A 22,461-nucleotide genomic window follows, 5' to 3' on the forward strand; every position below is an offset into this window, starting at 1 on the left:
GCACTGTTTTTATTCACTACAGCTTTGTCTACGCTGGGAAGGTGCGAACACGTCGGAAAACAGGAAGCTATGAAGTTGGGCGTGCCAAGCGCGCCGAAATCCTGGATGCCGCAACCAGGCTTTTCGCAGCCTCCGGCTATCACAAGGTTCCCCTGTCCCAAGTGGCAGCGGACGTCGGCCTCAGTGAAAGCGGCCTCATGCATCACTTCCGTTCCAAGAAGCACCTCCTGCTCGGTGTTGCGGAGCAGCGGTTGGAACGAACGGCAACGTGGTGGGGTTCGCGCCAGGAAGGCAATGCCAAGGAGCCGGTTGCGCTGTTCCACAACATGGTGGACTCTACGGGTGAGCTGGTGGGCGAGCCGGGCCTTATTGAGCTTTTCGTGCTGATCTCCGCCGAGGCCGCGGACACCACCACGCCCGCGCACCAGCTGTATGCCTCATGGTACGAACGGGCCGTGCGTGAGACGGCCGGGCGGCTCGCCGAGGGCGTTGAGCGTGGCTATCTCCGGTCGGACACCAACCCGGCAGCATGCGCCCGGGAAATCATCGCCGTCAGCGACGGCCTTCAGTTGCAATATGTGCTGTCCGGGGGAACCCTGGACCTGGTGGAGGGTGTCCGGGACTACGCGCGGCGCCTGGCCAGGTCGCTCCTTGCCCCCGAATATCTGGACGCCGCTGAAGCGATCTAGCGCATCCGCACACTCTCGCTGGGTCCCGGGTTGAAGCCCAGGTTTCGCGATACCGCCCGGGCAGTCGCCTGAACAGCCGGCGCCAGGACATTCGGAGGCGTAGCGCCATCAGGAACCACAATGGACAGCGCCGCCACCACGGACCCTTCCGCGCCGTATATGGGTGAGGCCACCGATACGGTTTTTGAGGGTGCAGATCGCCGGATCATGGCCAGGCCCGTCCTGCGGACATCGGAGAGCGTGCGCCTCAGTTGACCTTCCGGCATGGAATCCACTCCCACCTCGGCGTCGGGTGGCTGAGTGATCACTGACTCCTGGAAGTCTGCATCGGCACCGGACAGCAGGACCAGGCCCACCGCCGTCGACCTCAACGGCGCCCGCCCGCCGACGCGATAGGCGACCTCCGTGGCCTCCTTGGATGACAACCGCTCGATCAGCACGGCCTCATTTTTGTCCCGCACGGCAAGCAGCACATGATGGCGCGTCACTGCGAAGAGGTCCTCAAGGTAGGGCAGTGCGATCTCCCGGACGCCGTGCCCGCGGGGTGACAGCGATGCTACCTCCCACAACCTGACGCCAACAACGTAACGCCCGTCCTCCAAACGCTCCAAGGCTCCCCACGCAACAAGGCGCCCGATCAAGCGCAGGGCAGTGGGAGCCGGCATATCAGCCAACCTCGCCATGTCCGACAACGTCAACGCACGACGCCGGTCGCTGAAGACGGCGAGAAGGCTCAGGGCGCGGTCGATCACGGGTTCGCCCTGCTTGGGCCGCTTGCCGCGCTGCGGTTTTTCGATGCCGTTCCCATCGTTGGCCTGCGTCAACATGAATCCTTTCAACGCCCCGAGTGATCTCCACCACAATACTGTTTCAACCAATGAAATACACATGGGGCGAAGGGCTGCCCTCAAAGGACTCTTGAAGAAGCCGGTTACCGGAAGCCATCTGACGAGAGGGCGCCGTCGGATCGGCCCGGACAGGTCACAGCCGACCATGTCCAGGCCGCCGGTCCCACATCTCGACACACGATTCCATCACGAATGCGAAGGCGCAGCACATGAATCTCCTCACCTCACCTGCACGTCGGAGCGCGGCCGTCCTGGCCGGGGCGCTCCTCCTTGGGTCACTCACAGCCTGCGGTGGCGGTTCAGCTGCCACATCCAACGTGGACAAGAGCACGCTGACCATCGCAACAGACAGCGACAGTGCATCGTTCGGCTATGACCCCCTGCGGGTTTCGGACGCCCAGCGCCAGTTCTTCGAAGGCCTCTACGAGAACCTCATGACCCTTCAACCAGATGGCAGCGTTGGTCCCGGCCTTGCCAAGGAATTCAGCTACAACGCGGACAACACCGTCCTCACGTTGACCCTCAAGGAAGGCGTGACTTTCACTGACGGGTCCACCTTGGACGCAGCCTTGGTCAAGGCCAACCTTGACCGTCGCACCGACACCGCCCTCAGCGCGTACTCGGCCATAGCGAAGGGCGGTGCACAGGAAATTGCCTCCGTGGATGTTGTCAGCCCCACCCAAGTGGCCATAACGTTCGCAAAAGCCCAGCCGGGATTCGAAAAGAACCTCACCTCCACCTTGGGCATGATCGTAGGCAAGAAAGCCGTTACGGACACAGCCAGCCTGGCCACCACCCCGGACGGCTCCGGGCCCTACACCCTGGACAGCGCCACAACTGTGAAGGGCAACAAGTACGTCTTCACCAAGAACGACAAGAACGCTGACGCCTCCAAATACCCGTACAACAAGATCACCTTCAGCGTGATCATGGACCCCCAGGCCCGTGCCAACGCGCTGGTTTCCGGCCAGGCGGACGTCGCCTCGCTGACCTCTCCCACGGTCGACTTCGCCAAGTCCAAGGGAGTGGGCGTATCCCAGATCGGCGGCACCGTCCAGACCATGATCTCCTTCGACAAGATCGGCAAGACCGCACCTGCATTCGCCAGCGAAAAGGTGCGCCAGGCCTTCCAGTACGCCATCAACCGCCAAGCTTTGGTGGACGCGCTCCACAAGGGCGACATTCCTGCATGGAACGCACTGCCCAAGGACTCTGCGGGATTCTCGGAAGAACTGAACAAGACCTACGCCTATGATCCCGCCAAGGCCAAGAGCCTCTTGGAGGAAGCCGGGTACGGCAGCGGCTTCGAGTTCACCATCATTGCCGGCCCCCAGACGCAAACGGACCTGCAGGCAGTACAAAAGGACCTGGCAGCCGTTGGAATCACCATGAACGTCAAGCTGGCGGCCTCCACGGATGAAGCCTTCGCAGCCGTGGCTACAACCCCGCTGGGTTACGCCCCCTTGGGCTGGGACAACCCGGTTGGACTGATGTACGGAGCCGTCCTCAGCGGCTTCACCAATGTCCAGAAAGCTACGGATGATCAGCTGAATGCTGCGACGGCCGAGGCTGCGGCGGCGAAGGACGATGCTTCCAGGAAGACCGCCCTGACCAAGCTCAACACCCGCCTGGTGGAGTCCGGTTGGATGATCCCGCTCTATGAATCCCTCACCAACCAGGGCTACAACACCAAGAAGGTCCAGCAGGTGAAGTTCGCCGGAAGCAACGTGTACCCGCTGCTGTCCTCGTACGCACCCACCAACTGATCCACCGATGACAGGGCGTCGGTTCCCAGGAACCGGCGCCCTGCCCGACCAATGGAGGTCACCATGGCAATGTTCGTCACCAAACGCCTGCTGATGGCGCTCACCACCGTGCTGGTGGTGGCGGTACTGGCGTTCCTGCTGGTCCACGCCATGCCAGGCAGCCCAGGTGCGGTGTCGCTGGGAGCAGGCGCTTCGCAGGAGGCCATCGACCAGTTGAACCAATCGCTCGGCTGGAACGATCCGCTGGTGGGCCAGTTCTTCCGCTGGCTCGGTGATGCCGTCCAAGGCAACCTCGGAAACTCCCTCATTGACGGCCGGTCCGTTAGTGCAGACCTGGCCAACAGGCTTCCGGTCACCGCTTCCCTCGCCGCCGGCGCCACCGTCCTCAGCGCAGTCTTCGGCATCGTCCTCGGCGTCACAGCAGCTGTTCGCGGTGGCCTCCTGGATCAGCTCATTGGAGGATTCGTCGGGCTCCTCGTCGCGCTGCCTGCGTTCTGGATCGGCGTCATCTTCGTTTACCTCTTCGCCGTCCAATCGTCCGTTTTCCCGGCCACCGGCTATGTCCCGTTCGACGTCTCCCCGCAGGATTGGGCGATGTCCCTGGCCCTTCCCGTGATCACGCTCGCCGTTGGCGGCGCAGCGTTTATTGCCCGGCAGACCAGGGCTTCCATGCTCGAGGCGTTGCAGCAGGAACACATCCGGACGCTCCGCGCCACAGCTACTCCCACATGGAAGATCCTCTATATCCACGCCCTGCGCTATGCGAGCTTGCCGATCGTGGCAGGCATCGCGCTGCAGTTCATCGGCCTTTTCGGCGGTTCCGTCATTGCCGAGCAACTATTCGCCATGCCGGGCCTTGGCCAAGCCGTCCAAACCTCCGTCAGCACCCACGACGCCCCGGCAGTCCAAGGCGTAGTGGTGATCGCCACGGTGGTTGTGGTCGCTGTGAACCTGGTGCTCGAAATCGCTACCAAATTCCTTGACCCGAAGTTGCGTGCCTCATGATTCCCACCCTTCCAGCAACAACGCCGGCAACACCCCCGGCATCCCCACGCAGGACAGCCCTGGCCAGGCTTTCAGGGCACCGACTGCCCACCTCCCCAGCGGGGATGGCCGGCACCCTCTGGCTGGCGGCGATGATCATCGCATCCCTGACGGCGCCCTGGTGGTTGCCCTTCAAAACCGAAGACCAGGACTTCACCGCCGTCCTCTCCGGACCGACCGCCGCGCACTGGCTTGGCACGGATGAACTGGGCCGGGACATCCTCAGCCGGATCTTCGCCTCAGCAGCCGAGACACTGGGGACCTCGTTCATCACGGTGTTGGTCGGCGTCGGGCTTGGGACCCTGATGGCACTGGCCGCGGCCAACAGCCTGCGGGCCGAAGGCGTCATCAGCCGGGTCACCGAGATCATGATGTCGTTGCCCGGAACGGTCATTATCCTGGCCGTCATTGGCGCCGTGGGCACCAACATCCCCCTGATCATGGCCATCCTGGGCGTTCTGATCTCAGCCGGCATTTACCGGGTGATGCTCGGCCAGGCAAAGTCCTTGCAAAACCAGCTCTACGTGGATGCGGCCAAGGTGGACGGCCTGGGCCCTGTTGCCATCAGCGCCCGCCACGTACTGCCCGGGCTGGCGACCACCATCGTGGTGCAATCGGCGCTGATCTTCGCAGTGGGCCTCCTGATCCAGGCCGGCCTCGCGTTCATCGGCTTCGGTCCACCGCTGCCCCAGCCCAGCTGGGGCGGCATGATCCAGAGTGCCTCACAGCATGTCTACGACGCCCCATGGCTTATGGTTCCCACCGGCGTTGTGTTGGCCCTGACGGTTCTGTCGGCCAACGCGATCGGCAACGCCCTGGGCAAGGCCCCCAACGCCACAGCTTCGCACCTTCCCTCCGCCGCCATCCGGCGAAAGCGGGCCGCTCAGGCTGCCGCCGCAGCCGCGGCCGCCCCTGCGGTGCGCGACGCACCTGGGGCCGGCAAACTGAGCGTCCGCGGAGTCTCCGTAGGGGTCGACGGCGGCACTCCACTGGTCACGGACGTCTCCTTCGACGTCGAGCCGGGAACGGTCCTTGGGCTGGTTGGCGAGTCCGGCTGCGGCAAGACCATGACCGCGTTGTCGCTGATGGGGTTGCTGCCTTCCGGCGTCGCCATCACCGGCGGGCAGATTCTCTGGAACGGCAGGAACCTGGCCGCTGCCACGGACAAGGACTTGGAAGGCATCCGGGGGCGCGACATCGCCCTCATCTCCCAGGAGCCAATGCGGGCACTGGATCCGATGTTCACCGTGGGCTACCAGCTGACTTCTGCCATCCGCCGACTCCGTTCGGTGGGAAAGACGGCAGCGAACGCCGATGCGTTGGGCCTGCTGGAGAAGGTGGGGATCGTTGACGCGAAGCGCATCCTCAAGACCTACCCGCACCAGATCTCGGGCGGCATGGCACAGCGCGTAGCCATTGCCCTGGCGTTGTCCGGTAATCCACGCCTGTTGGTTGCCGACGAACCGACCACCGCCTTGGACGTTACCGTCCAGGCCGAGATCCTGTCCCTCCTCCGAACGCTCGTGAAGGACACGGGCATGTCTGTAGTCATGGTGACGCACGACCTCGGAGTAGTGGCCGACATCTGCGACCACGTTGCGGTCATGTACGCCGGCCAAGTGGTGGAGAACGGCCGCACAGCCGGCATCCTGGACAACCCACGGCATCCTTACACCCTGGCACTGCTTGCGGCCGATCCCCACGCGAATACGGCAGACGATATGCCCGAACGCCTGGCCACCATCCAGGGCCAGGTGCCGCAGCCCAAGGACTGGCCGGCAGGCTGCCGGTTTGCCGCCCGCTGCCAGTTCGCAGGATCTGCCTGCCTGGTACCTGTGCCCCTCCTGCCTTCGGGAACGGGGTCCGGCCTGGTGCGTTGCGTCAAGGCCGATGAACTGGCCATTGAAGGGTTGTCGTGGGTGCCCACTGAGCTCCCTTCAGAACACGCGGTTCCGGCGGACGTACCCGCCCGGCACAGACTGGACATCGTAGAAAAGGACCTGGCATGAGCATCGAAACCCCGCTGTTGAGCTCCGCGGCCATGGCCGTCAGGCCCGGGCCCATGCTCGACGTCAAGGACCTGGTGGTCCGCTACGGCACGGGTCGGAAGGCCTCTGCGGCACCGCCAGCCGTCGACGGTGTCAGCTTCACCATCCAGCCCGGTGAAACGGTGGGTCTGGTGGGGGAGTCCGGCTCGGGCAAGTCGACCATTGGCAAAGCGATCCTCGGCCTGCAGAAGGTGTCCGGCGGTTCCGTGGAATTCAAGGGTGAGGACATCACGCATGCGGGCTCGGGCAAGCGCCGCGCCATTGGCAGTGAGCTCCGGGCTGTGTTCCAGGACCCCAACTCTTCGCTGAATCCCAGGAAGACAATCGGCGCCTCACTGGCAGAACCCTTACGCGTCCGCGGTATTGCCGGCGGCGAGGCCCGCACCAAAGCAGAGGACATGCTGGAACGGGTGGGACTGCCGCGGGAAGCCGTGGACCGGTACCCGAGCCAGTTCTCCGGCGGGCAACGGCAGCGCATTTCGGTGGCACGCGCGCTCATTTGCGAACCACAGCTTGTAGTCTGCGACGAAGCTGTCAGCGCCTTGGACCTGTCAACGCAGGCGCAGGTTTTGAACCTCCTGGCCGATCTGCGGGACGAGCGCGGCCTGAGCTACCTGTTCATTGCCCACGACATCTCCGTGGTCCAGTTCCTGGCCCAACGGGTGGTGGTCCTGTACCGGGGGCAGGTCATGGAGGCCGGCCCTGCCGCAGCGGTCACGGAATCGCCGAAGCATCCCTTTACCCAAGCCCTCGTTGCGGCATCACCGGTGCCACGCCCGGCCGAACAAGCGCAGCGCCGGGCTGTCCGTGAATCCATGGGAGTCAGGACTGCCGCCGCTGTCTCAACGACCGCCGGCGGATGTCCTTTCCGTCAGCGCTGCCCGCTGGCCACGGAACTATGCGCCTCCGAACGGCCCGCCTTGCGGCGCGTCGGCGAAGCTGACGTCGCCTGCCACTACGCCTGATTTTCCGCCCAAGACTCCAGGAGCAACCAGTGACCCTTCAAACACCAGCAAAGACTGCCGATATCAGCCCTGATTCACACCGGGTACCCACCCCGCCGCCGTTTCCCGCCTTTCATGCGCCAGTCAAACCTGAAGAGGTGTCGGAGGAATCGCTGCTGCACCGGGAACTCAGTTACGCCATCACGGTCGGTTTCCGCCGCCTTTCCATGGACGTATGGCTGCCCCGGAAGACTTCCGAAGCCGCCGTCCCGGTGGTCGTGTGGATCCATGGGGGAGCGTTCCAGTTGGGCGACCGGAGGGAGCTCCCGCCGACCTTCGCCCCGGACTCTGTGTTCCGGCTGTTGAACGAGGCTGGGATCGCGTGCGCAACGGTGGACTACCGGCACTCCCTCGAGGCCCCTTTCCCCGCCCAGCTGCACGACATCAAATCAGCGGTCCGCTACCTCCGGCACCACGCTGATGAGTTGGGAATCGATCCGGACAGGATCGGGGCGTGGGGCGAATCGGCAGGAGGCCACCTCGCTGCACTTCTGGGGCTCACCGGTTCCCGGGACGACCTCGAAGGCGGGCTCGGCGTGCAGGGCCAGTCCAGCGCAGTCAACGCGGTGGTGGACTTCTACGGCATTTCTTCGCTCAACGATGTTTCAAGACGGCAAGGAATGGAGTCCTTCCTGAACGGTCCACTGACCGCGGCCGTCCCGCGAAGAGCTTCGCTTGATCCCGGAACGATGCTCGTGGGAGGCTCACCGGAACCGGCACTGCTGCACGCAGCCAGCCCCCTTGGATATGTCACAGCCGGAGCACCTCCGTTCCTGCTGATTCATGGCAACAAGGATGGCCTGGTGCCGCACTCCCAAAGCGAACTTCTCGCCGATGCCCTGGAACGGGCAGGCGTACAGAATAAACTCATCACCATCGAGGGCGCGGACCACTGCTTCTTTTTTGCCGAAGAGCAGGTGGATTGGATCCTGGAGACGTCCATCGACTTCTTCCGGCGTGAATTCGGGCAGCAATGAGCCTGGACGCCGGGCTCCGTGCACTGATGGAGCCAGTGGCCGGGGAGGCGTCCTTCGCTGAGTTGCTTGCCAATCCATCAGGGATGAACAGGCTGGAGGCGTTCGGCGGGGCGGGCCTCCCGTATTCGCCTCCCCGGGTCCACGTCATGGAGGCGCAGGCACTAGGTCCCAACGGCCTGGTCCCGTTGCGCGTATACGGTCCTCTGGGCGAGGATGGCCCGCTGCGCGTGGATGGCCCGCTGCGGGGCAAAGCGGACGACGGCGGTGGTCCCGGTTTGGTCTGGTTGCATGGTGGCGGGTTTGCCGGCGGCGACCTGGAGATGCGCGAAGCCGACCAGCTGGCCCGTGAACTCGTGGCCAGGACCGGCGGAGTGGTCATTTCCGTTGACTACCGGTTGGCCAGGGGCGGGGTGCATTTTCCCGTCCCGCACGAAGACGTCATCGCGGCATGGTTCTGGGCCGTTGAACAGGCCAGTGGCCTGGGAATCGATCCGGGCAGGCTTTGCCTTGGTGGGGCGAGCGCGGGAGCCAACCTGGCATGTGGGGCCGCCATGTACCTTAAAGATATCGGCTCGTCGCTGCCGGCGAAGATGCTTCTGGCCTATCCGTTCCTCCACTCGACGGTGCCACCATTGACCGTGCCGTCCGCGGTGATGTCCTCACTGCCACCCTTTTTGCGGTTCTCGGCCGAGGACTGCACGGCCATGTTGGAAAATTTCCTCGGCGGCCCGGCAAGCACGGCATCCTCCTATGCCGTGCCCGGGCATGGAGATCCCACAGGGTTGCCTCCTGCTGCCGTCGTGGCCTGCGAATACGACGACCTCCGTCCCTCGGCAGAACTGTATGCACAAAGCCTCCGCGGCGCGGGGATCAATGTAGCGTTCAGACTCGAGCAAGGAGCCACTCACGGATACCTCAACCACTCCGCAGCATTGGACATAGTCCAACGCGGGTTGGCGTTCCTGGCTTCTGAACTGGCCAGTGCTGACGGTTCCAATGATTGAAATCGACTGTTCACGCCGGGGAGCGTATTCGACATCCTTGGAGGGAACGCCCGGAACATCGAGGATCCGGCGAAAGACGCAGAGGGAGTCAACGATGACGGAGGGCCGCATACTCACCGGGATTGAGTTTGCCCGCACCGGCGACGACGGCTCGCGGCCGCTGTTGCTCGATCTCTACCTGCCGGAATCCGCGCCCGGGTCCGCTGGCCACCACAAGCTGCGTCCCGCCGTCGTTCATTTCCACGGTGGCGGCTGGCGCGTAGGGGAGCGTTCCTCCCTGGGGCCGGTGTGCGATGGCTTCGGCCTGACGCCCTTTGATGTTCTTACCGAAGCCGGATTCGTCGTGGCGTCGGCGGATTACAGGCTGAGCGCCGAGGCGCAGTTTCCAGCTCAGCTCCACGATGCCTTGGCCGCAGTGCAATGGCTCCGGGAGCATGCTGACCACTACGGCGTTGATCCCCAGCACATTTATGCCTGGGGCGACTCTGCAGGCGGGCACCTGGCCAGTCTTGTTGCCCTCACCGGGGCAGGCGAGAGCAAGGTCGCCGCGGTCGCCGCGTGGTACCCGCCCACCGATCTGGTTCACATGGGGGAGCAGGCGCTGCCCGACGCTGTCGCGCGGGCCAGCGATCCCGGGTCCCGGGAAGAGCTGCTGGTGGGCGCGGTGTTGGCTGAATATCCCGGTAAGGCAGCTGCAGCGAGCCCCATCAGCTTTGTCCATCCGGACGCTCCGCCCTTCCTGTTGGTCCACGGCACGGCAGACAGGTTTGTTCCCGCCGCCCAATCGGAGTCCTTGGCCGCCGAACTGCAGAAGGCCGGCGCCGACGTCGAACTCCTCCTCATCGAGGACGCCGACCACATGTGGCGGCTGGAGGACGGAAGCCCGGGCGCTGCCGAGAAGGCCCTCGCGGCCACAGTCTCCTTCTTCCGCCACCAGTCCGGCCATCCATAACTTTTCCGCACTACTGGCTACGGCCCGGCCTTCAGGCCCGACTTTGCCGTGCCCTCTACCTTCCGACAACCGCCTTCGGGCGAACCTGAAAGGCCCATCATGCAGTACATAGGTATCAACCACGACGGCGGCCCCTGGGTCGCGGCCCTGAGCGGCGAGCGCGTTTTCCCGCTGGCGTCCGTGACGGACTTTTGGGCCGATGCAGCGAGGTGGCAGGAGAAGGCACCGGCGCTCATCACCGACATTGCTGCCGGCCTCGATCGAGCGGCTGTTATTGAGGTTCCACTGGTTCCGGCGTCCGCGCGGGTGATTTGCGTGGGCCTGAACTACAAGGCCCACGCCGCCGAAGGCAGCTATAAGGACCAGGAGCTCCCGCCTTATCCCACCCTGTTTGGCCGGTGGACTGCCTCCTTGTCCGTGGGCAACGTACCGGTACCGGTTCCGGGGAGCGAGGCGGGCCTGGACTGGGAGGGCGAGGTAGCTGCCTACATCGGTAGGCGGGTGGAGTCTGGTGACGAGGCTGCAGCCGAGGAGGCCATATTTGGTTACTCCACCTTCAACGACATCACCGCACGGCGTGCCCAAAAGCTCACGTCCCAGTGGACACTGGGCAAGAACGGCGACTTCACCGGTCCCATGGGCCCACTGGTCAGCCGCGATGACGTGGGCGACCTCCGCGATGGCCTCCAGGTCCGCACCCGGGTCAACGGCACGGAAGTTCAGAACGGCAACACCCGGGACATGATCTTTTCCGTCCCGGCCATCGTCTCGCTGATCAGTGAAACCTTCACCCTGCACCCTGGAGATGTGATCGCTTCCGGCACGCCTGAGGGAGTCGGCTATGCCCGCACGCCACAGTGGTTGTTGCAGGCAGGCGACGTCGTAGAGGTCGAGATCGAGAAGCTCGGCACTTTGGTGACTCCCGTTGGTGAACCGTCGCTCCGGGCGAGGGCCTGATGGCTGTTATCAGCCCGGCGCTCGTGGCGGATCTGCCACCCGAGGTCCCTGTACTGATCTCAGGTGGTGGCCCGAGCGGGTTGTTCCTGGCTTTGGACCTTGCCCACCGGGGGATCCGCAGCGTGGTCATTGAGCCGCGAACGGCCATAGACCAGGACCGGCCGCGTGCCAAGACCACGAATGCGCGAACCATGACCCACCTGCGCCGGCTCGGACTCGCTGCACAGTTGCGGGAGGCAGCGCCGCTGCCTGTGGACTTCGCCCAGGACGTCATCTTTTGTTCGTCCCTGACCGGACGCGAGATCCGGCGGTTCCCGAACGCCTTCCAGCTTGAAGCAGGCCGATATGGGCCGCAACCCGAATGCGGGCAGCAGGTACCGCAACCGGTGCTGGAAACCGTGCTCCGTGAGGCCGTGGCAGCCTCAGCCCATGCCACACTCCTGACCGGATTGAGGGTGGAGGACTTCACCGCAAGGGCAGGCGGCGGGCAGTCCGTCACCGTGACCGACGGTGCAGGCAGCCGGACCGTTGGGTGCAGCTTCCTGGCCGGGGCCGACGGCGGTTCCTCCACCGTCCGCCGCGGGCTGGGAATCCGTTTCGAAGGCGGATCTGCAGCCCTGTCCAACATCAGCATCCTCTTCCGTTCCAGCGACCTCGCCGAAACGATCAGCCTGGATGCTGCCGTCCAGTATTGGGTCCTCGGCCCGGGAACAGCCGGGATGGTTGGCCGGATGAACCTTGGCCAAACGTGGTGGGCGATTATTCAAGGTGTCGACGCCACGGCAGAGGGGATTGACCTGGATCCGGCAGCGATGGTCCGATCCCTGGTGGGTGCCGACGTCGAGGTTGACGTTATCGCGACCGATCCCTGGACCGCGCGTATGCTCCTTGCACCGTCCTACGGAAGCGACGGCGTGTTCCTGGTGGGCGACGCCGCTCATCAGAATCCGCCCTGGGGCGGCCACGGCTTCAACACCTGCATCGGAGACGCCGCCAACCTGGCATGGAAGATCGCCGCCGCTTTGGATGGTTGGGCCGGGCCGGACTTACTGGACAGCTACGTGCTGGAACGGCGCCCCGTTGCCGAGCGAACCATCAACGACGCCGCAGCCAATGGCAAGGCGCTCGCGTACCACTTCGCGGACCCGGCTTTGGAACGTGAAGGCGAGGACGGAGCGGCTGCCAGGGCACGCGCCCATGCAGCACTGGGCGTGAAGCAAAGCGAGTTCGATTCCCTGGGCCTGGTGTTGGGGTACAACTACGCAGCATCGCCGCTGGTTGTCCCGGACGGTGCACCCGTGCCTGCGGAAGATCCCATCCTTTACGTGCCCACAGCCACTCCGGGAGCGCTGCTTCCGCACACCTGGCTGCCGGACTCAACATCCCTCTACGACCATTTGGGCGCAGGGTTCACGTTGCTGGTGGACGTCGAATCCCTGGCAGGTGGCGACGTCGGAGAAGTGTACGCGCCGGTCCTGTTGGCCGCCGCGGAGCTCGGCGTTCCCATGGCCACGATGGCAGTAGGACCTGACAGTAAGGGAACGCGGATGGCGGACCTGTGGGCAGCCGACGCCGTCCTGGTCCGCCCCGATCAACACGTTGCCTGGCGGGGCAGCACCGCCGAACCAGCAGCACATGCCCTCCGCATTGCCGCGGGGTGGTCCCACACCGAAACCCATGAACCAGAGGACGCCTCCCATGTCGACGCCGTCATTTCGTGACTACCTCTACACGCCGGATCATCCACGTGTAGCGAAACTCCGCGGCCTGGACGCCCGGGCCTACGCCGAAGCAGCCAAAGACGACCCGTTTGCCGGCCCCATGATCGAGGGATGGAAGAAGCTGTATCCCCAACCCTTCGTCGGTGTGACCAACGACGGCATGGTGCGCGAAGGGCTGTACACGCTCACTGAAGCGTTGCCAGGCGAGGAAGCACCGACGTCGGACATGCTGGCAGCAGCTGAAAAGCTGCTGGCGCTGCTGCCTCAAGAATTGCAGGACCGCCTGTGCTACGACGTGGATGCCCCTGAATGGCAAAGCTGGGCCAACCCGGAATTCATGCAGCATGACACCGGGCTTCGCCTGGACGAATGCGACCCAGCAGTCCGGGATGCCGCCTTGGCCGTGGTTGAAGCGAGCCTCAGCCCCGAGGGTTTTGCGCTGACACGAAACCTCATGCGCATCAACGGCTTTCTGGGCGACCTCGTGGACCTGCCGCTGCTCATGAACGAGTACAGCTACAACTTCGCGATGTACGGGACCCCCTCGGAAACAGAACCGTGGGGCTGGCAGCTCTTCGGCCACCACGTGGCACTCAACTGCCTGGCAGCGGGCAGCCAAATGGTCATTTCACCGGTGTTCCTGGGCGCCGAACCAGACACCATCGACGACGGCGCCCACCACGGCGCTGAGTTTATTGAAGAACGGGTTTCCAAGGAACGGGTCTTCAAAGAACGCATCCAGTGGGCGCGGGAGCTCATGGGCGCCCTACCGGCTGGGCTCCGTGCCGAAGCAACCGTCTACCAGCAGATGCAGGACCCATCCATGCCGGAAGGACGCCTGCATGCAGGGGATGAACGGCACCTGGCGGGTTGCTTCCAGGACAACCGGATCATTCCCTATGAAGGCATTCCGGTCTCATCAATGCCGGCGACCGCGACAGCACTCCTGGACAGGATTGTGGAGGAGTGGATCTCCTACCTGCCGGCCGGCCCGCGGGCTGCCCGCCTCCGGGAAATCCAAGCACACTACGACGAAACCTGGTTCTCCTGGATTGGCGGCTGGCAAGGCTCCGAAGCCTTCTACTTCCGCATCCAGAGCCCGGTGGCCATTCTGGAATTGGACCACCACACCGGCGTTTTCCTGAACAACGACACCCCCGCGCCCTTCCACATGCACACGGTGGTGCGCACTCCCAACGGCAACGACTACGGACGGGCTTTGCTCGCCTGAGAAGCCCAACAACGACAAAAAGGTCCGGACTCCTTGAAGAGTCCGGACCCTTTGTTGTTTCAGCCTAGAAGTCCAGGCCCACACGCCGCTGCGGCGGAGGGCCGACGACGGTCAGGTCCATCTCTGCCTGTGCCCGGCCAAAACCCTCCATGTCCATGTACGGAGCACCGCCCTCGGTATAGATGTAGTCCTCTGTGGGCTCGTTGAAGTACTCGAAGAAACCATTGAAGACCGATGGCGTCAGGAAGCCCACCATCTGGGTGTTGTGGGCATCGAACGCGAAGGAATGGATGGTTCCTGCAGGGGCGTGGACAAAGTCGCCCTTGGTCAGCAGCATCTCCCGGCCGTTCGCATAGAGCCACATGCGGCCCTCCGTGCACAGGAAGTTCTCCGTGTGCTCGGAGTGGAAGTGCAACGGGATATAGGGAGATTTGGCGCCTTTGGTGTGGACGGCAAAATAGCTATCCCCGGTATTCTGCGGCCGTGAAAGGTAGGAGAACATGGTCTGGTAGCTGACCAGGCGCTCGCCTTCGCCCGCGCTGAGGAAGTAAGGGCTCAGCGTTGCGGGCAGGCCGGCGTTTTGTTGCAGTCCCGGCTGGACGCGTTCCACATCCGGGAAAGTGATGCCGAATTCGGCACCGACCTCTGCTTGTTCCCGGCTGGTCAGCGTGTGGCCGGCGCGGGCGGGCGGAACGTGTGAGTCGATGGGAGTGCCCACACGCTCGTAGTAGGCATCCGCCCCGCCGGGTGTCATCCAGTTGAGGAAGCGGGTGTAGTGGCTGGCCATGCGGTAGGCGTGGGGAGTACCCGGCGGAATGACTACTGAATCTCCGGGTGTCAGGATACGGCTTTCGCCCGGCAGCCACACGTGCAGGATGCCGTCGAAGACGTACAGCGTTTTATGTTCGATCGCGTGGCTGACAAAGGGCGACTCAGCACCCATGCCGCCCGAAACGTAAGCAGCACTGAAGATACCGCCCGTGTCTGCCGCCCGGGCGATCACGGTGATGAGTTGGCCGTTGACCTCGTAGCGGGCGCCTTCGCCGGAGGCCATGTAGTAGGGGACAGCTTCGCCCGGAAGCGTGTTGGCCAGGGGGAGTGTTTTGTTGATTTCCTCGACGCTGAGGGGCATGTGTTCCTTCTTTCCTTCGTCAGGCTGTGTGTCTGCTTTTAGCTTCGCGCACCACGCCGGTGGCCCGGTGCTGGATTTTCAATCATTGGAAGGTGAGCTCGGCGGGGTGGGCGCTGATGGTGTGCCGGCCCGGGCCGACTGTTTGGTCGTCCTCGCCCGGGAGCCGCAGGACTGCCTCGGTGCCCTCCGGAACCGTCGCGGAGACCTCGAGCCGGCCATCAACCAGGTCCCATCGGACCGAGGCAATGCCGTGGGGCGTCTCCAGGGTGGTTTCTGCCCAGGTGAGTCCACCGCCGGGCTGCGGGGCAATGAGGATGCGGCTGTAGCCGGGGTCCAACGGCGATAGTCCGCCGATGGTGCGGTGCATCCAGTCCACCACTGCGCCCAGGGCATAGTGGTTGAAGCTGGTCATTTCGCCCGGGTTGATGCTGCCGTCCGGAAGCATGGAGTCCCACCGTTCCCAGATGGTGGTGGCGCCCATGGTGACGGAGTAGAGCCACGAGGGGTTTTCGGTTTGGAGCAGGAGCCGGTACGCCGCGTCCAAGTGGTCGGTGACCGTCAGGGCATCGGTCACAAAGGGTGTGCCCGCGAAACCTGTGGAGATACGGAAGCCCGACTTTTCCACCAGTTCGGCCAGCCGATGGCCTGAGAACTTACGATCCGGCTCCCCGAGAATTCCGAAGACAATGGCCAACGCATAAACAGTGGTGCAATCGCTGGTGATGACGCCTTCTGCGGACACATAGTGCGCCTTGAAGGCCGTCCGCAGGTCCGCCGCCATGGCATCAAACTCGGCCATGGCCCCCTTGTCCCCGAGAACTTTGGCAGCTGCAGCCACCAATGACGCTGTGCGGTAAGCGCACAATGTCGCCACCACGTGCTTGTCAGCTTTCGCCGCCCACGGCTGGTCCGGCGAGGCATCGGGATCGAGCCAGTCACCAAACTGGAAACCGGTGTCCCACAACCCGTTGGGCGAGAGCTTGCTGCGCAGCCGCCGGGCGTGCCCGGTCATGGAAGCGAACTGCTCCTCGAGTACTCGTCGATCACCATAGGCCTCCCACAGTGCCCAAGGGACCCACACGGCAGCGTCGCTCCACACCGCAGCCGTGTCCGGTGCGCCGAACTCCGCAGGCTGCTCAATGTACTTCAGGACGTTGGGCACCACGAAAGGCACCAGGTCCTCGTCGTGGCTCTGTTCCAAGGCCAGGTCACGCAGCCAATCCCGCAGGAAGTCACGGCTGTCGAACAGGAAGGCAGCGCTCGGTGCGAACGCCGAGAGGTCACCTGTCCAGCCGAGCCGTTCATCCCGCTGCGGGCAGTCAGTGGGGACGTCCACGAAGTTTCCCCGCATGCCCCACACCGCATTTTCATGGAGGCGGTTCAGCAGGGGATTCGACGTTTGGAAAGTGCCGATCCGCTTCATGTCCGAACTGATCACGACGGCGGTCAGGCCGCCGTCGAGCAGGGCGTCAACACCTCCTGGCCAGCCCTCAACCTCCACGTACCGGAAGCCGTGGAACGTCAGGGTCGGCTCGAAGACGTCTGCCCCGCCCGAAAGCGTGAACCGGTCAGTCGCCTCAGCCGAGCGTAAGGGCCGGGTGCCCAACTCGTCATGCTCCAGCACTTCTGCGTGACGGACGGTGACCACGTCACCGGCAGTACCAGTCACAGACGCCCGGACCCATCCCACCAGGTTCTGGCCAAAGTCCACCAGGACCTTGCCGGCGGGCGACGTCCATACTTTCGTCGGCTGCAGCTCCATTTGACGGCGTACGGGCGGACCGATGTAGGGCTCAAGACGGCTGAGGTTATCGTCCAGAATGCGCACCGGGGTCCACTGCCCTGAGCTGAACCCAGGGGCGAGCCAGGCGTCGTCGAATCGTCGGGCGTCTATTGACTGCCCGTCATAAACGTCATTGGCCGTGGTGGCCGAAGGCCCGGCGGTCCACGAGCCGTCCGTGCCGATCACTTGCTGGTGGCCGTCGGCGAACCGAACCCTCAACTCGGCAAACGCACCCAGCTCCTGGCCGTAGTACTTCGAACCCCCCGACCAAGCCAGCCGGCCCCTGTACCAGCCGTTTCCCAGCGCGAGTCCGATGACCGTCGTCGTGCTGATCAGCGCGGTGACGTCGAGCTCGCTGTACCGGACCCGCCACTCGTAGCTGGACCAGCCCGGCGTCAGCAGGTCCTGGGAAGCACGCTGGCCGTTGACCCACGCTTCCACCACGCCAAGTGCGGACAGGAAGAGCGTGGCGGACTCCACATCGCCGTGGCCTTCGTCGAGCTCGAACTCGCCGCGAAACAGCGGTGCGCCGTCGTGCTCTTTGTCCGCAGCAATCATGCGGGCGTGCCAGGTAGTCATCAGGGTAGCCTCCAGGGTTTTAGGGATTTGCAGGTGGTGCGGTCAGGATCAGGCAGGTTGGCTTGCGGGTTCCAGCGAGGCGCCGTTGCTCTGCGCCACGCTGCCCAGCCAGTGCGCACTGGGTTTGGGAGTGCGCTCCTGCGTTGCCCGGTCCACCGCGATAAGGCCGAACTTGGGAACGTATCCGAACACCCACTCGAAGTTGTCGAATGCGGTCCAGGCGATATAGCCACGAACGTCGATGCCGTCTGCCAGGCAGGAGGCAACGCCTGCAACAGCGGTGCGCAGGTAATCCAGGCGCTGGGTGTCGTCCTCGGTTGCCAGCCCGTTCTCAGTGACGATGACGGGGATCTGTGCAATGCGGGCAGCCTCGCGGATGGTTGCCTCCAGGCCCTCAGGGTAGATTTCTTCGCCCATCTGGTTGGTGGGAACGCCGTCCTCGGCGTGGACAAGTCCCTCGGCTCCGAACACCGTGCGTCCGTAGGTCTGGATTCCCACAAAGTCGTCTCCGCGGGAGGCTTCCAGGAAGCGTTCATTGACCTCGCGGCGTATCCGGTCCGCGTTGGCTTCCCCGCCCGGCGCGGCGTGGATGTCCGTGTTGGCCAGGGTCCAGCCCACCATGAGCTCAGGGTAGCGGGCTTTGATGGCGTCACGGCCGGCGTGGTGCGCTGCAAGTTTTACGTCGAAGCCTGCATCGGAGACGGTGAACTGGAAGGGGGCCACTCTCGCCGCTTCGATGTTGAGGCGCTCGGCCGCAGCAGCCCAGACGGGCACCTGGCCCCGGGTCTCGGCGGGGCCGCCACCAATACCGAGTTCCTTGAGCAACCACGGGAGGTTGGGTTCATTCAGCGTGCAAGCGACGCCGATCAGGTCACCGAGGTGCTCGGTAACGCGGGCGCAGTAGTGCCCGAATCGCTCCGGAGTGGCCGCGTCTTCCCATCCGCCTGCGGCCAGCAGCCAGAGCGGGGAGGTGAAGTGGTGGAAGGTGACCACCGGGGTCAGTCCGTGCTCGTGGCACGCCTCCAGGACGCGACGGTAGTGGTTGAGCGCCGCCGTCGAATATTGTCCTTCCTCCGGCTCGATCCGAGCCCACTCCAAGGAGAACCTGTAAGTGGTGAACCCGAGGCTCGCAATGAGGGCGATGTCCTCGCGGTAGCGGTGGTAGTGGTCGATTGCGTCGCCCGAGGGCTCGGCGAAGATGGTGCCGGGCAGTTGTTCCAGGAACCAGGTGTCGCTGTTGACGTTGTTTCCTTCAACTTGGTGTGCGGCGGTGGCGACTCCCCAGAGGAAGTCGTTGGGGAACGATGCGGAGCTTGTCATGGTTTTCCTTTTCGAGGCGTGAAGTTGGTTGTCCGCTGCTTAGCGAACACCCTTGATGAACGTGACGGTGATGCTGCCCAGGGCGCAGAGTGCTGCTGCTGCGAACCAGAGGAAGCCGTAGTTGTGTCCGCTGCCGATGGCCAGGATCGCCGGGGCGGCGGCGGGAACAATGATGTTGGGGATGCTGAGGGCGAGGCTGAAGACGGCCATGTCCTTGCCGGTGTCCCGGGCGTCCGGGAGGACGGCGGCGCACAATGCCAGATCCACGGTGAGGTACATGGCCTGGCCCATCGCGAATACGATCCATGCAACGACGAACTGTTCAAAGGACGTTGCCGTGGCGCCGAGCACCAAGGCCGTGGCCATGAGGAGCGCCGCCGCGATCACGAACGGCTTGCGGCGGCCGATCTTGTCTGAGAGCCAGCCGGAGGCTGTAAAGAACAGGATGCTGACGGGAGCCGAAATCAGGGTCAGCAAGCCGGCGCTCTTTCCGGCCTCGGCGATCGGCATGCCCAGGTGGTCCATCAGGAAGAAGATGAAGTAGGCGAAGAGTGCCGTCATGGCGATGCCGGCCAGGAATCGTGAAACCCAGGCCCAGGCAAAGTTGGGGTGCTTTCGCGGGTCGACCAGGAAGGACTTCGCGAGTCCCTTGAGGTCAAGCGGCGGGAGTTCGGCACGTGTCTTCGCTGGATCCTTGTAGAGGACCAGGAGTGGGATGCTGCAGACGAGGGCCAGCAGGACCGGCACGCACATCATGAGCAGTGGGGCGTCCACCAGCCAGGCGGCAAGGTAGGAGCCCGCGGACATTGCCAGTGCGCCGGCCATGCCCATGGCACCCATGACACGCGCCCGTTTGTTGTCCGGAAGGGCCTCGATGGGAATCACCGCGTAGGCGTTGAACGCCGCTTGCGCAGAGACCAGGGCTACGACGTACGCGGCGATGATCACGGGCGTGGACGGCACGGTACCAATCACGGCTGCGGCGAGCAAAGCAGGTACCAGCCCGCCGATGATCCAAGGCCGACGGCGGCCGAACCGGCCGGCCGTGCGATCGGACAGGGCACCGGTGATCGGGATGGTGACGAGCAAGAGAAGTGAGCTGATGGAGACGGCCATGCCGTAGCTTGCCTCTTTGGCCGCCGGATCAACTACTGCCAAGCGCAGGGAGAGCGCCGTGCCCAGGGTCAGGCTCATGATGTACATGCCCAGGGCTGCGATGAGGACCAGGGCCATGGTCTTTTTACTGGACGGCAGCGTCTGAGGCGAAACGTTCGACGCCGGCTTGGCGGCTTCTGCTGATGAGCCAGGTGCGGCATTGGCAGGTTCCATGACCTGTGCCTGAGCTGTGGGGTCACCCATAAAAATCCTCCTTTGGATCAGAACCACCTTTGGCTCTCTGTGACCGGTGATGAAGGCCTCGGGCAGTAACGGCCGGGCCTTTCATGCAACGGTAACCAAACCTAGACCACATTGGAATACTTTAGTGAAGATTTCTTTACCAAAGTGGAAAAGAAACTTGGTAGCCTCGTCTGAAAGGAGGTCTATCCATGGATCAGGAAACCCGCGGGCCGGCCCGCACGGGCAAGCGCGCCCCCTACGCCAACGGGGCCAGGAAACGAGCCGAACTGGTAGAGGCGGCGTTCCAGGTCTTCGCCGAGAAAGGCTATTTGGGATTGTCCATCCGGCAGATAGCGGAGGCCGTGGGCACCAGCCATACCGCACTTCTCCATCATTTCGGCAGCAAAGAAGCGCTGCTTGAAGCCGTGCTGGTACTCCGTGAAGAACGGGAAGGGCCCTGGAGGCAGGAGCTGATCAGCGAACAGGGCCTTCTGGAAACTGTCCCCGCCGTGATGAGGCACAATGCCGGTATCCGGGGAGTGATCCAACTCGATGCCACGCTGCGTGCGGAGGCCATCAGCCCCGACCATCCGGCCCATGACTTCCTGTTGAGGCGCAACCAGGACTTTGTTGACTCAGTCGTCGCCGAGCTGGAGCGGGAGCGTGAGGCCGGGCGCCTGCGGCAAGGCATCCAGCCACACATAGTGGCCCGCCAGATCACCGCCCTTGTGGACGGAATCCAACTCGCCTGGCTCTATGACGAGTCGGTGGACATGGCCGAACACCTTCAGGCATTCATGGACCTCATCAAGGGCTAGGTCGAGGACTGCATCGGGACAACCACTTCGCAGTACCGTGTCAGGAGAGGCTCGCATTTACATGCCAATGATCAACATCGCAACAACCAGCAGGGTGGTCCTGGACAACGACTGGGCCGGTGATCCCGACGGACTCGTCGCACTGGCCCACCATGCCATGGCGCCGGCCAATCGGATCACCGCCATCACGAGTTCACTGACCAACCCCATGTTTGGGCCTCCCGTCGGTAAGGCGCAAGCTGGAGCACAATTCGCACAGGACCTGCTTGACACTCTGGAGCAGCGGAACCCCGCAACCGTCCAGGCAGGACCGGATTCAACTTTTACAGGGCGGTCCCGAATGAACCCGGCGGCCCAATTGATCATTGACGCCGTGCGCGAAGAGGACGGGCTGCCCCTGACACTGGTGTGTGCAGGGCCGCTCACCAACGTGGCAGATGCCCTTCTTCAGGAGCCGGAGATCGCATCACGGTTCAAGCTGGCCTGGGTTGGTGGATCTTCCCAGGGGTTGGATGACGATGAATACAACTACTTCACCGACCCCATGGCTGCGAAGTTCGTCTTTGCCAACCAGCAGCTGGACATTGACCAGTTTCCTGCGGAGGCGTACCGACCAGTTGTTATCTCAGTGGCGGAGCTTGATGAGGCACTGAGGGCTGGCGGCCGCGTAGGTAGGTGGTTATGGGATCACTTTCATGGCTTGGAAGTCCCGGACTTCATCAAGTTCGGGCCCTTGTGGTGCCTGGGGGACAGCGCCCCCTTGGTTGTCACCGGCCTCGGCGAAGTGACCAGTACATTCGAGACTACGAGCACAACTCCGCACAGGCGGATGTGCCGGCACGTTGATGCGCGGCTTGTTGTTGCCGACTTTCTGGCCAGTCTGCGGCTGCAGGCCGCACATCAAGCCGCGGCGGCTATCCGCTGATGTGTCCAATTGAGCCAGCCCGTCAGTAAGCTTCCACGTGCGCGCGGACGTGGCTGCCGTCGTCGTTTAGTCCTGGATAAGTCTGAGTTTGTTCATCCAAGGAGAGCAAGAAGGTTGCCAGGGTTTGCGTGGAATCCAGTGGACGTATTAACCTCTTCCTACTGAAACCGGCATGGGCCACCGAAGCCCGGAGAGGAGGAGCGCATCACCGCTGACCAATCCAAGCATCACGTCCCATTCCCGTTGAAAGCCCCTCCCGAGGGGCTTTCCCTATGCCTGGCAGCCAATGAGGCGTCAGCATGAGGCAAGTCGTAATCATGCTTAC

At 63.7% G+C, this 22,461-nt stretch carries 18 protein-coding genes; 13 read left to right on the forward strand and 5 right to left on the reverse strand.

Annotated elements, in window-relative coordinates:
• Positions 1-41 precede the first annotated feature (41 nt).
• Positions 42-689, forward strand: a complete 648-nt coding sequence (locus tag LDN85_RS10395) for a TetR/AcrR family transcriptional regulator (protein ID WP_223945349.1) — start codon at positions 42-44, stop codon at positions 687-689.
• On the opposite strand, the gene LDN85_RS10400 is transcribed toward LDN85_RS10395, so the two are convergent.
• Positions 686-1,516, reverse strand: a complete 831-nt coding sequence (locus tag LDN85_RS10400; protein WP_081733280.1) for an IclR family transcriptional regulator — start codon at positions 1,514-1,516, stop codon at positions 686-688. The genes LDN85_RS10395 and LDN85_RS10400 overlap by 4 nt on opposite strands.
• A gap of 230 nt (positions 1,517-1,746) precedes the next feature.
• Between LDN85_RS10400 and LDN85_RS10405 the strand changes: the two genes are divergently transcribed.
• The 10 genes from LDN85_RS10405 (at position 1,747) to LDN85_RS10450 (ending at position 14,241) form a co-directional block, all read left to right on the forward strand.
• The gene (locus LDN85_RS10405; RefSeq protein WP_026540495.1) at positions 1,747-3,303 is read left to right on the forward strand and encodes an ABC transporter substrate-binding protein; all 1,557 of its coding nucleotides are present in this window, start codon (positions 1,747-1,749) and stop codon (positions 3,301-3,303) included.
• 51 nt (positions 3,304-3,354) lie between these two features.
• A complete protein-coding gene (locus LDN85_RS10410; RefSeq protein WP_026540496.1) occupies positions 3,355-4,308 on the forward strand; it encodes an ABC transporter permease in 954 nt (317 codons plus the stop codon).
• Entirely contained in the window at positions 4,305-6,356 is a 2,052-nt protein-coding gene (locus LDN85_RS10415; RefSeq protein ID WP_223945351.1) for a dipeptide/oligopeptide/nickel ABC transporter permease/ATP-binding protein, read from the forward strand. Before LDN85_RS10410 ends, LDN85_RS10415 begins: the two co-directional genes overlap by 4 nt.
• A complete protein-coding gene (locus tag LDN85_RS10420; RefSeq protein WP_051421503.1) occupies positions 6,353-7,360 on the forward strand; it encodes an ABC transporter ATP-binding protein in 1,008 nt (335 codons plus the stop codon). Before LDN85_RS10415 ends, LDN85_RS10420 begins: the two co-directional genes overlap by 4 nt.
• Before the next feature lie 137 nt (positions 7,361-7,497).
• Positions 7,498-8,376 (forward strand): alpha/beta hydrolase, encoded by an 879-nt coding sequence (locus tag LDN85_RS10425; RefSeq protein WP_223945352.1) that lies wholly within the window; start codon positions 7,498-7,500, stop codon positions 8,374-8,376.
• Positions 8,373-9,380 (forward strand): alpha/beta hydrolase, encoded by a 1,008-nt coding sequence (locus tag LDN85_RS10430; RefSeq protein ID WP_223945353.1) that lies wholly within the window; start codon positions 8,373-8,375, stop codon positions 9,378-9,380. Before LDN85_RS10425 ends, LDN85_RS10430 begins: the two co-directional genes overlap by 4 nt.
• Positions 9,381-9,474: 94 nt before the next feature.
• A complete protein-coding gene (locus LDN85_RS10435; RefSeq protein ID WP_223945354.1) occupies positions 9,475-10,332 on the forward strand; it encodes an alpha/beta hydrolase in 858 nt (285 codons plus the stop codon).
• 99 nt (positions 10,333-10,431) lie between these two features.
• The gene (locus LDN85_RS10440; RefSeq protein WP_091551640.1) at positions 10,432-11,289 is read left to right on the forward strand and encodes a fumarylacetoacetate hydrolase family protein; all 858 of its coding nucleotides are present in this window, start codon (positions 10,432-10,434) and stop codon (positions 11,287-11,289) included.
• Complete coding sequence (locus tag LDN85_RS10445; protein WP_223945355.1) at positions 11,289-13,010, forward strand: FAD-dependent monooxygenase; 1,722 nt, start codon at positions 11,289-11,291, stop codon at positions 13,008-13,010. The genes LDN85_RS10440 and LDN85_RS10445 overlap by 1 nt, the downstream gene beginning before the upstream one ends.
• Positions 12,988-14,241, forward strand: coding sequence for a DUF3500 domain-containing protein (locus tag LDN85_RS10450; RefSeq protein ID WP_223945356.1), 1,254 nt, complete (start codon positions 12,988-12,990; stop codon positions 14,239-14,241). The genes LDN85_RS10445 and LDN85_RS10450 overlap by 23 nt, the downstream gene beginning before the upstream one ends.
• A 64-nt stretch (positions 14,242-14,305) precedes the next feature.
• On the opposite strand, the gene LDN85_RS10455 is transcribed toward LDN85_RS10450, so the two are convergent.
• The 4 genes from LDN85_RS10455 to LDN85_RS10470 all read right to left on the reverse strand — a co-directional run bounded on the left by LDN85_RS10455 (position 14,306) and on the right by LDN85_RS10470 (position 20,414).
• Complete coding sequence (locus LDN85_RS10455) at positions 14,306-15,373, reverse strand: quercetin 2,3-dioxygenase (RefSeq protein ID WP_223945357.1); 1,068 nt, start codon at positions 15,371-15,373, stop codon at positions 14,306-14,308.
• 82 nt (positions 15,374-15,455) lie between these two features.
• On the reverse strand, positions 15,456-17,735 hold the full coding sequence (locus tag LDN85_RS10460; RefSeq protein WP_223945358.1) for a family 78 glycoside hydrolase catalytic domain: 2,280 nt from the start codon (positions 17,733-17,735) through the stop codon (positions 15,456-15,458).
• 48 nt (positions 17,736-17,783) lie between these two features.
• Positions 17,784-19,055 (reverse strand): family 1 glycosylhydrolase, encoded by a 1,272-nt coding sequence (locus LDN85_RS10465; RefSeq protein WP_223945359.1) that lies wholly within the window; start codon positions 19,053-19,055, stop codon positions 17,784-17,786.
• Positions 19,056-19,094: 39 nt separating this feature from the next.
• A complete protein-coding gene (locus LDN85_RS10470; RefSeq protein WP_223945360.1) occupies positions 19,095-20,414 on the reverse strand; it encodes an MFS transporter in 1,320 nt (439 codons plus the stop codon).
• Positions 20,415-20,602: 188 nt separating this feature from the next.
• Between LDN85_RS10470 and LDN85_RS10475 the strand changes: the two genes are divergently transcribed.
• Positions 20,603-21,211, forward strand: a complete 609-nt coding sequence (locus LDN85_RS10475; RefSeq protein WP_223945361.1) for a TetR/AcrR family transcriptional regulator — start codon at positions 20,603-20,605, stop codon at positions 21,209-21,211.
• 61 nt (positions 21,212-21,272) lie between these two features.
• A complete protein-coding gene (locus tag LDN85_RS10480; RefSeq protein WP_223945362.1) occupies positions 21,273-22,136 on the forward strand; it encodes a nucleoside hydrolase in 864 nt (287 codons plus the stop codon).
• The last annotated feature ends 325 nt before the right edge of the window (positions 22,137-22,461 follow it).

This window comes from Arthrobacter sp. StoSoilB20, assembly GCF_019977295.1.
In the GTDB taxonomy this organism is placed as follows: domain Bacteria; phylum Actinomycetota; class Actinomycetes; order Actinomycetales; family Micrococcaceae; genus Arthrobacter; species Arthrobacter nicotinovorans_A.